This window comes from Kaistia sp. SLG-1, from assembly GCF_059699055.1.
This window is the reverse complement of the sequence record NZ_AP048544.1, coordinates 4,117,530-4,130,013: the sequence shown is the minus strand read 5'-3', so window position 1 is coordinate 4,130,013 and position 12,484 is coordinate 4,117,530. Positions and strand designations below refer to the sequence as shown.

The following is a 12,484-nucleotide window of genomic DNA, read 5'->3' as shown; positions in this document are numbered from 1 at the left end:
GGGCTTGTCCGTCCGCCCGTGCGGCTGTCAGGCCGTATCGGCGGTGGCGGGCGCGAGTTCGCCCGGCATGAACAGCGAGATCGGGCGCAGCTCGTAGGCGCCGCCGGGATTAGCCTCCGTCAGATCGCGCGCCACCTGCAGCGCCTCGTCGCGGTCGTCGACGTCGACGACGTAGAAGCCGAGCAGCTGCTCCTTGATCTCGGCGAACGGTCCGTCGATCACCCGGCCCTGGTCCTTGAGCAGGGTCGTGGCGGTTCGGGTCGGGTGCAGCCGCGCCGTCGGGCCGAGCTTGCCCTGGCGCGCCAGCTTCTCATGCACCTTGTGCAGCCGCGCCATGACGGCGTCGTCCTCTTCCTTCGACCAGGCAGTGACCACTGCCTCCGAGTGATAACAGATGATGGCGTAGAGCATGGGGGGCCTCCTTACCTAACGTCGACTATGCCTCGCCATCGCGGCGGCTGCCGCTAAAAAACGCGTGGTTGGGAGAAAAATCCGGGCGCAAGTCGGGCGGTGGCGGCCATTGTCGCGAAAAAGTCGAACTGGGTCAGTCTTCTAGGCTAGACGTTCGGCCCGTCCGGCCCGCCACAAGCCCCGCACAGGATTCCCGGCAAGTGGAAACCATTTCGATCGTTCTCGTGCTGCTGCTCGCCGTCGTGGTGAGCGGTTTCATCGCCCGCATGCTGCCGCTGGGCATTCCCCGTCCGCTCCTGCAGATCGCGCTCGGCGGCGCCATCGGGCTGATCGCCGACTTCCGGGTGACGCTCGATCCCGACATTTTCTTCCTGCTGTTCCTGCCGCCGCTGCTGTTCCTCGATGGCTGGCGGACGCCGAAGGAGGAGCTGATCCGGGACCGCAGGGCGATCCTGGCGCTCGCGCTCGGGCTTGTCGTCTTCACCGTGCTCGGCGTCGGGCTGTTCATCAACTATCTCATTCCGGCGATGCCGCTCGCGGTCGCCTTCGCGCTCGCGGCGGTGATTTCGCCCACCGATCCGATCGCCGTCTCCGCCATCGCCGCCCGCGTGCGGATCCCGAAGCGGATGATGCATATCCTCGAAGGCGAGGCGCTCCTGAACGATGCGTCCGGCCTCGTCTGCCTCCGCTTCGCCGTCGCCGCCGCGCTCACCGGCACCTTCTCGCTCTCGGAAGCGATGCTGGATTTCGTCTGGGTGGCGTTCGGCGGCGTCCTGATCGGATATGTCGTCACCTGGATCATCAATACCGGCAAGAGCTGGATCGCCGATCACTATGGCGAGGAGACCGGCTCGCAGATCCTGATCAGCGTGCTGACCCCCTTCGCCGCCTATCTTTCGGCGGAGCATCTGCAGTGCTCCGGCATCCTGGCGGCGGTCGCCGCCGGCGTGACCATGAGCTTCAGCGAGGCGTCCGGCCACGCTTTGGCGACCACGCGGGTCCGTCGCAACAACGTCTGGGACATGATCCAGTTCGCCGCCAACGGCATCATCTTCGTGATCCTCGGCGAGCAGCTGCCGGCCATTCTCCACAGCGCCGCCGAGACGGTGCGCGTCACCGGCCATCACGCGCCGGGCTGGCTGCTGATCTATGTGCTCGCCATCAACCTGTCGCTGGCGATACTGCGCTTCGTCTGGGTCTGGGTGTCGCTGAATTTCAGCCTCTACCGCGCGCGTCGCCGTGGCGAAACCGTCCGGCGGCCGAGCTGGCGGCTGCTGGCGGCGATGTCGCTTGCCGGCGTGCGCGGCGCGATCACGCTCGCCGGCGTCCTGACCCTGCCGCTGTTCCTCTACGACGGAACGCCGTTCCCCGCCCGCGATCTCGCCATCTTCCTCGCCATGGGCGTGATCATCCTGTCGCTCATCGCCGCCAGCATCGGCCTGCCGCTCCTTCTGCGCGGTCTCGACCTGCCGGAGGCCTCGCCCCTGCTCGCGGAGCAGAAGGCCCGGATCGCGGCGGCCGAGGCGGCGATCGCCGAGATCGAGCGGGTTCAGCACGAACTCGCGGGTGGCAGGCCCGACGCCGACATCTTCGTGGCGGCGGCGGCGCGGCTCATGGATGCCTACCGGGCCCGGATCGACGCCGGCTCGCGCGCCGACGAGGAGGCGGCGCTGGCGCGGCAGATCGATGCGATCGAGACGCGGATGCGCATCGCGGCGCTTCAGGCCGAGCGGACGACGGTGTTCAAGCTGCTGCGCGGCCGCAAGATCGGCAGCGAGACCGCCCGCAAGCTGGTGCGCGAGCTCGACCTGATGGAAGCGCGCTACGAGGGGTGAGAGGCCCGGCCGTCGACGCGACTCCGGAGGGCGAGCGTACGGAGGGTCTGCGGCATTGGCCGCCATCGCTTCCTGGCTAGGCTCCGACAACCGTCCCACCCTCCGCCGTCATCCCGGGCTTGACCCGGGATCCATTTCCGCCGGGTTGCCAGCCGCGCGAAACTCCCGATGGCGCGGCTGTCTGGATCCCCGCCTTCGCGGGGATGACGGCGAGCCGGTCAAGGCCCCCCGAACGCCTTGACGCGGATGCGGCAAGCGCCCAGAATTGTTAGATCGTTTAACGATTTACCGATGTGGATGTCGCGATTGGAAGGCAGTCTTGTATCTTGAGTTTACAAGTCCATCAGCGATCGCGGCGTGCGTCGGTCAAGCGCCTGCGGGCCTCGACGAGATGGAACTTCATGTAGAGCGCGGCCTGGTCCGCCTGCTGGCGGGCGATGGCGTCGACGATGTTGCGATGCTCCGAGAGCAGGGCACGGCGCCGTTCCTCGGAGCCGACCCGCGTCATGCTGAGCGCGCTGCGCATCCAGTCCTCGATCCGGCCCTTCAGGCTTTCGAGCACGGCCGGGAACACCTCGTTGCCGGTCGCCTCGGCGATGGCGAGGTGGAAGGCGAAATCCTCCTCGAGACCGGCGGCGCCGGAATGCAGCGCGGCCTCGAACGCGGCCTGCCGGGCTTCGATCTCGGCGAGCTGCGCGATTGTACGGCGCTCGGCGGCGAGATGGGCGCATTCCGTCTCGATGGCGATCCGCACCTCGGTGACGCGCAGCACGCTCGCGACCTGCTGCGGCGGCGTCGTCGCCAGCAGGCCGCCGGGCGGCTTGTGCGAGACGAAGGTGCCGGCGCCCTGGCGCGCGATGACGAGGCCGTCGACCTGCAGCCGTTGCAGCGCCTCGCGCACGACGGGCCGCGAGACCTCGAAGGCCTTGCAGATGTCGTTCTCCGACGGCAGCCTGTCGCCGGGCGCGAAAATGCCCGAGACGATCTGTTCGAGGATCTGGCCGTAGAGGATGTCGGAGAGCTTTTCGCGGCGCGCCGGCTTCAGTTGCAGATCGACCATGCGCCTCTCGCTTTCCTCGCCGCCCGACTCACTTGTCGGCAGCGTAACCCCGGACGGCCGGATTTTCGAATGCTCCCGCCGTTTCTGAAGGATCGACCTTGATGACATCGTCCGGAAACAGGCCCGCGCGCCGCTCGATCGCCTCGCTTCGCAGCCAGCGCTGGTTCGGCGCTTCCGATCTCCGCTCCTTCGGCCATCGCTCGCGCACGCTGCAGATGGGCTATGCCTATGAGGAGTTCATGGGCAAGCCGGTCGTCGGCATCATCAATACCTGGTCCGACATCAATCCCTGCCACGCGCATTTCCGCCATCGCGTCGAGGAGGTGAAGCGCGGCGTCTGGCAGGCGGGCGGCTTCCCGATCGAATTGCCGGCGATGTCCTTGGCCGAGAACTTCGTCAAGCCGACGACCATGCTCTACCGCAACTTCCTCGCCATGGAGGTCGAGGAGCTGATCCGCTCGCATCCGGTCGATGGCGTCGTGCTGCTCGGCGGCTGCGACAAGACCACGCCGGCGACGATCATGGGCGCGATCTCGATGGACCTGCCGACGATCTTCCTGCCGGCCGGGCCGATGCTGCGCGGCAACTATGCCGGCAAGGTGCTCGGCTCCGGCTCCGACGTCTGGAAATACTGGGCGGAGAAGGAGGCGGGCCGGATCGGCGACGAGGAATGGCGCGCCATGGAATCCGGCATCGCGCGTTCCTTCGGCACCTGCATGACGATGGGCACCGCCTCGACCATGACGTCGCTCGCCGAGACGCTCGGCCTGTCGCTGCCGGGCGCCTCGTCGATCCCCGCGCCCGATTCCGCCCATTCGCGCATGGCGGCGGAATGCGGCCGCCATATCATCGAGATGATCTTCGACGATTTGAAGCCGAGCGACATCCTGACCGCGGCCTCGTTCGAGAACGCGCTCGTCGTGCACATGGCGCTCGCCGGCTCGACCAACGCGATGGTGCATCTGATCGCCATGGCGGGGCGGGCGGGCATTCCGCTGACGCTGGAGGATTTCGACCGCGTCGCGCGCGACATTCCGGTGCTCGCCAATCTGCGCCCGACCGGCGAATGGCTGATGGAGGATTTCTACTATGCCGGCGGCCTGCCCGCGCTCTGGTCGGAACTGCGCGACCATCTCGATCTCTCCGCGCGCACCGTCCGGGGCACGTTGGCCGACGCGGTCGAGGCGGCGCGCAACTACAACACCGACGTCATCCGCCCGTTCGATCATCCGGTTTCGGCCGAGGTCGGCACGGCGATCCTCACCGGCAACCTGGCGCCGGACGGCTGCGTGATGAAACCTTCGGCGGCGGAGCCGCGCCTCTTGAGGCATACCGGCCCGGCGCTGGTCTTCCGCGACTACAACGAGATGTCGGCGATGGTCGATCGCGACGATCTCGACGTCACGGCCGACACGGTGCTGGTGCTGCAGAACGCCGGTCCCGTCGGCGGGCCCGGCATGCCGGAATGGGGCATGCTGCCGATCCCGAAAAAGCTCCTGAGAGAGGGCGTGCGCGACATGCTGCGCATTTCCGACGCGCGCATGAGCGGCACCAGCTATGGCGCCTGCATCCTGCACGTCTCGCCGGAATCGCATATCGGCGGCCCGCTCGCCGCCGTCCAGACGGGCGATCTCATCTCCGTCGACGTCGAGGCGCGGACGATCCATCTGCATGTCGACGACGCCGAGATCGCCCGTCGCCTCGCCGTGTTCCGGCCGCCGGCGCGCGACTATCCGCGCGGCTACAACAAGCTGTTCGCCGCCCACATCCGCCAGGCCCATCTCGGCTGCGATTTCGACTTTTTGGAGGGCACGGAAAAGTTGCCGGAGCCGGAGATCCACTAGAAGAGACGGATGTCCATTCTGAACCAGCGCCACCAGAACTCGCCGTAGAACAGGATCCAGAAGACCGCGAGCAGGATCAGGCGGCCGCGGAGCGCAAGGCGGGGCCGCAGGCCCGCGCTGATGCCGGCGACGACGCTCACCGCGACGACGAAGCGCGAGAGGCGGATCGGGATGGTGGCGCCGAAGAAGAACAGGGCGGACAGGCCTTCCTTGCCGGCGGCGACCGCATAGACCTTGTAGGGAACGCCGGTGACCGAACCCTTCAGCATGGCGAGCGGCCAGTTGGCCTCGTCCATGCCCGCCATGCCCCGGGCTATCATGCTCTCAGAGACGAAGGGAACGGTGCGCAGCAGCGCCGTTGCATAAGCGGGGTCGAGGATGCCGAGGCGCCACATCGTGAACCCGCCGCAGGCGGCGCCGATCGCGGCGGCGAGGCTCGCCGCAAGCGCCGTGCGCAGGCCGTAGGCGACGGCGACGAAGGTCAGCAGGACGTCGGCGACGACAAAGAAATAGCTCGCCTCGGCCGCGCCCCAGAGAAAGGCGACGAGCAGGATCGCCAGCAGCGTGCTGGCGTCGGTCGCCGGGCGCGACGGGTTGCTCACACCCATCCTGTGACGTCGGCCATGTGGAACACCTCCAGCCCGCCGTCCCAGATCATCTTGAACGCGACGTAGGCGATGACGGCGAGGCCGACATAGGCGATCCAGGGCAGGCGCTTCAGCAGCCTGGCCACCACATTGGCGGCGACGCCCATCAACGCGACCGACAGGACAAGCCCGACGACCAGGACCCAGGTGTGCTCGCGCGCCGTGCCGGCGACGGCAAGCACGTTGTCGAGCGACATCGAGACGTCGGCGATGATGATCTGGGTGATCGCCTGCTTGAAGGTCTTGCCGCCCGTATGGCTGGCGTTCTCGATCGCCTCGGCGGCGGCCGCCGCCTCGGCTTCGTGGTCGGTTCGGATTTCGCGCCAGAGTTTCCAGCAGACCCAGAGCAGCAGGATGCCGCCGGCGAGCGTCAGGCCGATGATGCCGAGCAGCTTGGTGGCGAAGAGCGCGAAGATGATGCGCAGGATCGCGGCGGCGGCAATGCCGACGAGGATCGCCTTGCTGCGGATCTCCTTCGGCAGGCCGGCGGCCGCCATGCCGACGACGATGGCGTTGTCGCCCGCCAGCACGAGGTCGATCAGCACGACGGTGGCCAGCGCGACCAGTTCGGCAGCAACAAATTCCATGGGAAATGGAGCCTCGGCGGGAAGGAATAGCCTGACACCCATCTGGGGCAGCTGGCGCGACTTGTCCAGTGCAACTCGCGCCCGGCAGGGCTGCCATGCACCTTGCGACAGCCTCGGCGGGGGACTCATCGGCAGTCGTGCTGGGCACATTTGCGCGATGGCGGGGGCAGGGGGGCGCGCTCGGGCAGCGCCCCGATTGGAGTGGGCTGCGCTCGGCTCCGGGCGGCCGGCGGCAGGGCAGGGGACAGTCCCGCGCCGGCGCGTCGACCCGCTATTGACGGCTTCAAGAAACGTCTCTACGGTTTTGTTAAACGTTTAACACGAAGGTTGGAGAGCCCGTTGTCTGCTGCCCAGTTCGATTTGGAAGCCCTGAAGAAAGTTCTGTATTCGGCCGTTCTGTCCGACGTTCTCGATGATTTCGGCCTGACGCATCAGGCGATGCTGCCCTTCGTGCGGCCGCTGGACGAAAGCCTGACGATGATCGGCTATGCGCGGACCGGCCTGTTCATGAACACCTATTCGGTGCGCGAGGACGAGAACCCCTACGAGGTCGAGATCGCGCTGATCGACGACCTCAAGCCGAACGACATCGCCGTGCTCGGCTGCGACGGCCCGACGACGCGGATCGCGCCCTGGGGCGAACTGCTCACCACCGCGTCGCGCAAGCGGGGCGCCGTCGGCTGCGTGACGGACGGTCTCGTCCGCGACGTCCGCCACATCCGCAATCTCGAATTCCCCGTCTTCCACGGCGGCATCGGCCCGCTCGATTCGCGCGGGCGCGGCAAGATGATGGCGCGCGACCTGCAGATCGAATGCGCCGGCGTCACGGTCGCCTCCGGCGACCTGATCTTCGGCGATGTCGATGGCGTCGTGGTCGTGCCGCAGAAGATCGCCCAGCAGGTGATCCAGGCGGCGCTGAAGAAAGTCACCAGCGAGAACAAGACCCGCGAGGAACTCGAGAACGGCCTGCTGCTCGGCGAGGTCTACGCCAAATACGGCGTCCTCTGAGGCGCAGCCAGCAACGCACCGAATTCCTGCCGGGTCGACGAAGAGAAGCGCCAGAGGCGCCCGCGAGAGATCGCGGGGATATGGCGTCAGAGGCGACCCGGTAGCGATTGAGCCCTTCGTTAGAAGGGATCCTGCCCGAACCACCATCCAGATCAGAACCACCATCCAGATTCATGGGGAACATGATGAAGAGCCAATTCACCCGTCGCGGATTCCTGACCACCGCCGGCGTCGTCGCCATGAGCGCGCCGCTGGTCGCCCGTCCCGCCTTCGCGCAGGAAGCGGGCACCGATCTCCTCGCCGACATCAAGAAGCGCGGTTTCCTGCGCGTCGGCACGTTCAGCATTCCGCCGGAGACCTGGATCGATATCGGCACCGGCGAATGGAAGGGCATCGCCGCCGACTTCACCAAGGCTGTCGGCAAGGAGATCGGCGTCGAGGTCGACCCGGTCGTGCTCGTCCATTCGGCGCTGGCGCCGGCCCTTGATTCCGGCCGTATCGACGTCATCTCGGGCCTCTACAAGACGGCCGAGCGCCAGAAGGTCATGGCCTATGGCACCAAGCCGTTCTGGTACGGCATCGACGTGCTGCTGACCCGCTCGCAGGACGGCATCGAGAACGTCCAGGGCCTCAAGGACAAGGTGATCGGCACCGTGCGCGGCTCGGCGCAGGAGATCGAGGCGCAGGAGCTGCAGAAGCGCTACGGCGTCGCCGACATCCGCAAGTATGATTCCGCCGATCCGATGCTGATGGACCTGAAGGCCGGCCGTCTCGATGCGGCGGTCTGGTGGGGCTACACCTTCGATTACGCGGCGGCGCAGAACCCGGACTACGACTTCAAGGTCGTGGAATATCTGGCGCCGGAATATCTCGGCAGCGAGACGCTTCCCGCCAACTACTACGTCTACTCGAAGAACGGCACCGAGAGCCTGATCAAGGCCTTTGACGACGCGATCGACGCCATCAAGGCGCGCGGCGAGGACAAGGAGATCATGGCGCGCTACGGGCTCACCAACCCGTCCTACCTGACCGGCAAGTTCTAGGACCCGTCATCCGCCGGCAGGCAAATTGTTGCCTGCCGGCGGCGTCCCGCTGCCTCAGGATCCGAATTTCATGAATGATTATCTGCAATTATTGCAAACCTACTTTCCCTATATCGCCAAGGGCGCGATCGTCACGCTCGAGCTGACGGTCTTCTCGCTGATCGGCAGCATTGTCATTGGTCTTCTCGCCACCTTCGCCAAGATGTCGGGCATTCGGCTTCTCGGCTATGTCGCCGGCATCTACATCGAGCTGATCCGCGCGACGCCGGCGTTGTTGCAGCTGTTCATCATCTATTTCGGCCTGACCTCGTTCGGCATCCGGCTGGAGCCGATGGCCGCTGCCATCATCACGCTGTCGCTGGTCGGCGGCGCCTATGCGGCGGAGATTTTTCGCGCCGGCATCGAGGCGGTCGATCGCGGCCAGTTCGAGGCGGCGCGCAGCCTCGGCATGTCGACGCCGCTCGCCATGCGCCGGATCATCCTGCCGCAGGCGGGCGTGATCATCTTGCCGCCCTTCACCAATTTCATCATTTCCATGATCAAGGACACGTCGCTGGCCCTGACCATCTCCGTGCCGGAGATCATGTACCGGTCCTATGATGCGTCGAGCCAGTCCTATCGCAGCATGGCGATCTACTCGATGGCGGCGATCCTCTATCTGGCGATCTGCCTGCCGCTCTCCCGCGTCGCCAAGAGACTCGAACGCAAGAGGGCGGCCCAATGAGCGCACCGATCCTTCATCTCGACGGCCTGCAGATGGCCTTCGGCGCGGTCCAGGTGCTGCGCGGCGTCGATCTGACGGTCCGGGAAGGCGAGAGCGTCGCGATCATCGGGCCGAGCGGCTCCGGCAAGAGCACGCTGCTCCGCTGCCTCAACCGGCTGGAGACGCCGACGGGCGGCAAGGTCACCTTCGAAGGCAAGCCGATCACGGAGAAGTCGAACGTCAACCATCTGCGCATGCGGATGGGCATGGTGTTCCAGCACTTCAACCTGTTCCCGCACATGACGGCGCTCGGCAATGTCATCGAGGCGCCGATCCATGTGCTGAAGATGAGCCGCGCCGACGCCGAGGCGCGCGGGCGCGATCTGCTCGGCAAGGTCGGGCTGCTGGAAAAGGCCGATTTCTATCCGCGCCAGCTTTCCGGCGGCCAGAAGCAGCGCGTCGCCATCGCCCGCTGCCTGGCGATGAACCCGCGCCTGCTGCTCCTCGACGAGATCACTTCGGCGCTCGATCCGGAACTGGTCGGCGAGGTGCTCGACGTCGTGCGCGGCCTGGCCCGCCAGGGCATGACCATGATGCTGGTTACGCACGAGATGCGGTTCGCGCGCGAGGTCGCCGATCGGGTCGTGTTCATGGATGGCGGCGTCGTCGTCGAGGCGGGACCGCCGGAAGAGATCTTCACCCGGCCGAAGAGCCCGCGCCTGCAGAAGTTCCTGAAGGCGGTGCTCGAACAGGTCTCGGAAGCCTGATCCGCGCTGGTGCTCCCGGCGAAAGATCTTCGACCATCGAATTCGGCCATGGCAGCCCCGCCATGGCCGTTTTGTTTGGCCTCAGGCCGTTGCCCCGGGCACGAGGCTGACGGGAAGGGTGTATTCGCGCTTCTCGAACCGTCCGCTTTCGAGCCGCTCAAGCAGCAGCCGGCCGCCGGTCTCGCCCATCTCATAGGCGGGCGAGCGCGCCGTTGTCAGGTCGAGACCCGCATAGTCGTTCGAGGCGAAGGCGTTGAAGCCGGTGACGGCGACGTCGTCCGGCACGCGCGCCGCCCGCCCTTCCAGGATGCGCAGCGCGACGAGGGCGATCTTGTCGTTGGCGCCGACGATCACATCCGGCAGGCCCGATTTGTCGAGATGATCCCCGATCGCCTCGGCAATCGCGGCGGGATTGCTTTCGTCGCAGCGGATGATCTTGGCCGCGACCCCGGCGCGCTTCATCGACTGCCAATAGGCTTCGAGCCGCAGCTCGATGGCCGGCCAGAAGATGTCCGGGATGACGATCAGCACCGATTTCGGATTGCGGGCGAGCACAAGCTGCGACAGCGCCGCCGCGCCGCCGGCGTCGTCCTGGTTGACGAAGCAGGTGTCGGGAACGCCCTCGGCGGCGCGATCCTGGAACACCACCAGCGGATGGCCGAGCTTGCTGAACAGTCTTGTGTTCTGAAGCCGGAGCTGGGCCGAGCCCGACAGCATGATGCAGAGCCCGTCGACGACGTTCTCCTTGACCAGGAAGGAGGTCTCGACCTGCTTCGGCTTGATGCCGTGCAGGAGCAGGCCGAAGCCCCGGTCGCTCAGATAGTTCGAGAGGCCGGCGACCAGATGGGTCGTGAACGGATCGGCGAGGAAGGTCGGCGAGGGGTCGACGATCGCCATGCCGATGATCGAACGACGCAGCGTGCGAAGGCCGCGGCCGGAGCGGTTCGGCCGGTAGCCGAGCTCCTCGATCGAGGCCTGGACCCGCTCCAGCGTCGCTTCCGAGATGCCGTAGCGCACGCCGTTGACCACCTTCGACACGGTCGCGATCGAGACGCCGGCATGGGCCGCGACGGTATGAAGGTTGGGCTTGGCCATGTCTCGTCGTTCTCCGGAAGCCGCGAACCGTTGCGCACGGCCTGTCGGGGGATCCTAGAGGATCGCGCTTCATGGTTAAACGTTTGATACGGCAGTGGAAACCATTGTTTAGCCGGCCCGGTCGGCCGATCGGCCAGCAACCTCGGCGTGTCGAATTGTTACGGAGTGCAGGATGCGACGCCTTTCCGGTTGCACAAAGGCGATCGAGAGGCTTTCATCGGAGCTGAAACGGGGGAATGTGCATGCGCTTGCTGTCTCACCTTTTGAAGCGGTTCGTCCGGAGCGGGCGGCTGACTGTTCTCGATCATTCCGGCACCCGGCATATCTTCGGCTCCGGCGAGAACGGTCCCGACGTGACCATTCGCTTCACCGACAAGGCCGTCGAGCGCGAGATCTTTTTGAATCCCGAGCTGAAGTCGGCCGAGGCCTATATGGACGGGCGGCTCGTCGTCGAGAACGACGGCTCGATCTACGATCTGCTGCTGCTCTTCTCCGTCAACCGCACCGGGCTCGCCGCGCATCCGATCCAGATATCGCTGCGCAAGGCGTGGAAGATGCTGAAGCGCCGGCATCAGGCCAACGTCGTCGGCGTCGCCGCCGACAATGCCCGCTCGCATTACGATCTGCCCGAGGCCTTCTACCGGCTCTGGCTCGACGAGGGCATGAACTATTCCTGCGCCTATTTCAGCCGTCCCGACGAGGATCTGGAGAGCGCGCAGGTCAACAAGCTCCGCCACATCGCCGCCAAGCTGAAGCTGGAGCCCGGCATGACGGTGGCCGAGATCGGCTCGGGCTGGGGCTCGCTCGCGATCTACCTCGCCGTCCATTGCGGCGCCAAGGTCACCGCCATCAACGTCTCGACGGACCAGCTCGCGACCGCGCGGCGACGCGTCGAGGAAGCCGGCGTCGCCGACAAGGTCACGTTCGTCGAGATCGACTATCGCAAGCTCGAGGGCCAGTTCGACCGCGTCGTCTCGGTCGGCATGATGGAGCATGTCGGCGTCGCCCATTTCGAGGATTATTTCCGCACCGTGCGGCGGCTGTTGAAGCCGGGCGGCTTCGCCATGATCCACGCGATCGGCCGCATGTCGCCGCCGGGCTCCACCGCGCCCTTCATCCGCAAGTACATTTTTCCGGGCGGCTATGTGCCGGCGCTCTCCGAAGTCTTCGCGGCGACGGAGCAGGCGGGGCTCTGGGTCGACGACTGCGAGATCTGGCGGCTGCACTATTACTGGACGATCAAGGCCTGGCGCGAGCGCTTCATGGCCGTGCGCGAGCAAGTCGTCGCCATCCAGGGCGAGCGTTTCGCGCGGATGTGGGAGTTCTATCTCGCCGCCGTCGAGCTCGGCTTCCTGCACGGCTCCAACATGGTCTACCAGCTGCTGCTGTCGTCGCAGCGCGACGACGTGCCGGTCATCCGCGACTACATCGTCGACGACGAACGCGCGCTGGCAACGCGGGACAAGGCGGCACTGCCGGCGTAG

General features: G+C 66.3%; 12 protein-coding genes. 7 read left to right on the top strand and 5 right to left on the bottom strand.

Going from position 1 to position 12,484, the window contains the following annotated elements:
* Positions 1-27 precede the first annotated feature (27 nt).
* Positions 28-411, bottom strand: a complete 384-nt coding sequence (locus tag AC6HZP_RS19110) for a YciI family protein (protein WP_201400589.1) — start codon at positions 409-411, stop codon at positions 28-30.
* A gap of 200 nt (positions 412-611) precedes the next feature.
* Here AC6HZP_RS19110 and AC6HZP_RS19105 point away from each other — a divergent pair, with 200 nt between their 5' ends.
* The gene (locus AC6HZP_RS19105; RefSeq protein ID WP_497524121.1) at positions 612-2,246 is read left to right on the top strand and encodes a Na+/H+ antiporter; all 1,635 of its coding nucleotides are present in this window, start codon (positions 612-614) and stop codon (positions 2,244-2,246) included.
* A 343-nt stretch (positions 2,247-2,589) separates the two neighbouring features.
* Here the strand turns inward: AC6HZP_RS19105 and AC6HZP_RS19100 are convergent, their stop codons facing one another.
* The gene (locus tag AC6HZP_RS19100) at positions 2,590-3,306 is read right to left on the bottom strand and encodes a FadR/GntR family transcriptional regulator (protein ID WP_201400587.1); all 717 of its coding nucleotides are present in this window, start codon (positions 3,304-3,306) and stop codon (positions 2,590-2,592) included.
* Between the two features lie 101 nt (positions 3,307-3,407).
* Between AC6HZP_RS19100 and araD the strand changes: the two genes are divergently transcribed.
* Positions 3,408-5,150 carry an L-arabinonate dehydratase gene (gene araD / locus AC6HZP_RS19095; protein ID WP_497524120.1) on the top strand — a complete coding sequence of 581 codons (1,743 nt, stop codon included), beginning with the start codon at positions 3,408-3,410 and terminating at the stop codon, positions 5,148-5,150.
* Here araD and AC6HZP_RS19090 read toward each other — a convergent pair.
* On the bottom strand, positions 5,147-5,752 hold the full coding sequence (locus AC6HZP_RS19090; RefSeq protein WP_497524119.1) for a hypothetical protein: 606 nt from the start codon (positions 5,750-5,752) through the stop codon (positions 5,147-5,149). The genes araD and AC6HZP_RS19090 overlap by 4 nt on opposite strands.
* Entirely contained in the window at positions 5,749-6,384 is a 636-nt protein-coding gene (locus AC6HZP_RS19085) for a YjbE family putative metal transport protein (RefSeq protein WP_497524118.1), read from the bottom strand. The genes AC6HZP_RS19090 and AC6HZP_RS19085 overlap by 4 nt, the downstream gene beginning before the upstream one ends.
* 339 nt (positions 6,385-6,723) lie before the next feature.
* On the opposite strand from AC6HZP_RS19085, the gene AC6HZP_RS19080 reads away from it, so the two are divergent.
* The 4 genes from AC6HZP_RS19080 to AC6HZP_RS19065 all read left to right on the top strand — a co-directional run bounded on the left by AC6HZP_RS19080 (position 6,724) and on the right by AC6HZP_RS19065 (position 9,905).
* Positions 6,724-7,392 carry an RraA family protein gene (locus AC6HZP_RS19080; RefSeq protein ID WP_497524117.1) on the top strand — a complete coding sequence of 223 codons (669 nt, stop codon included), beginning with the start codon at positions 6,724-6,726 and terminating at the stop codon, positions 7,390-7,392.
* 182 nt (positions 7,393-7,574) lie between these two features.
* Positions 7,575-8,435, top strand: coding sequence for a substrate-binding periplasmic protein (locus tag AC6HZP_RS19075; protein WP_497524116.1), 861 nt, complete (start codon positions 7,575-7,577; stop codon positions 8,433-8,435).
* A 70-nt stretch (positions 8,436-8,505) separates the two neighbouring features.
* Positions 8,506-9,159 carry an amino acid ABC transporter permease gene (locus AC6HZP_RS19070; protein WP_201400582.1) on the top strand — a complete coding sequence of 218 codons (654 nt, stop codon included), beginning with the start codon at positions 8,506-8,508 and terminating at the stop codon, positions 9,157-9,159.
* Positions 9,156-9,905 carry an amino acid ABC transporter ATP-binding protein gene (locus tag AC6HZP_RS19065; protein WP_497524115.1) on the top strand — a complete coding sequence of 250 codons (750 nt, stop codon included), beginning with the start codon at positions 9,156-9,158 and terminating at the stop codon, positions 9,903-9,905. Before AC6HZP_RS19070 ends, AC6HZP_RS19065 begins: the two co-directional genes overlap by 4 nt.
* 81 nt (positions 9,906-9,986) lie before the next feature.
* Here the strand turns inward: AC6HZP_RS19065 and AC6HZP_RS19060 are convergent, their stop codons facing one another.
* Positions 9,987-11,000: a LacI family DNA-binding transcriptional regulator gene (locus tag AC6HZP_RS19060; RefSeq protein WP_201400581.1), complete on the bottom strand. Its 1,014-nt coding sequence runs from the start codon at positions 10,998-11,000 to the stop codon at positions 9,987-9,989.
* A gap of 242 nt (positions 11,001-11,242) precedes the next feature.
* Between AC6HZP_RS19060 and AC6HZP_RS19055 the strand changes: the two genes are divergently transcribed.
* Positions 11,243-12,484 carry a class I SAM-dependent methyltransferase gene (locus AC6HZP_RS19055; protein ID WP_497524114.1) on the top strand — a complete coding sequence of 414 codons (1,242 nt, stop codon included), beginning with the start codon at positions 11,243-11,245 and terminating at the stop codon, positions 12,482-12,484.

Coding starts and splice junctions, on each gene's coding strand:
- AC6HZP_RS19110 (WP_201400589.1), bottom strand. CDS start 411: ATGCTCTACGCCATCATCTGTTATCACTCGGAGGCAGTGGTCACTGCC.
- AC6HZP_RS19100 (WP_201400587.1), bottom strand. CDS start 3,306: ATGGTCGATCTGCAACTGAAGCCGGCGCGCCGCGAAAAGCTCTCCGAC.
- araD (WP_497524120.1), top strand. CDS start 3,408: ATGACATCGTCCGGAAACAGGCCCGCGCGCCGCTCGATCGCCTCGCTT.
- AC6HZP_RS19085 (WP_497524118.1), bottom strand. CDS start 6,384: ATGGAATTTGTTGCTGCCGAACTGGTCGCGCTGGCCACCGTCGTGCTG.
- AC6HZP_RS19075 (WP_497524116.1), top strand. CDS start 7,575: ATGATGAAGAGCCAATTCACCCGTCGCGGATTCCTGACCACCGCCGGC.
- AC6HZP_RS19070 (WP_201400582.1), top strand. CDS start 8,506: ATGAATGATTATCTGCAATTATTGCAAACCTACTTTCCCTATATCGCC.
- AC6HZP_RS19065 (WP_497524115.1), top strand. CDS start 9,156: ATGAGCGCACCGATCCTTCATCTCGACGGCCTGCAGATGGCCTTCGGC.
- AC6HZP_RS19060 (WP_201400581.1), bottom strand. CDS start 11,000: ATGGCCAAGCCCAACCTTCATACCGTCGCGGCCCATGCCGGCGTCTCG.
- AC6HZP_RS19055 (WP_497524114.1), top strand. CDS start 11,243: ATGCGCTTGCTGTCTCACCTTTTGAAGCGGTTCGTCCGGAGCGGGCGG.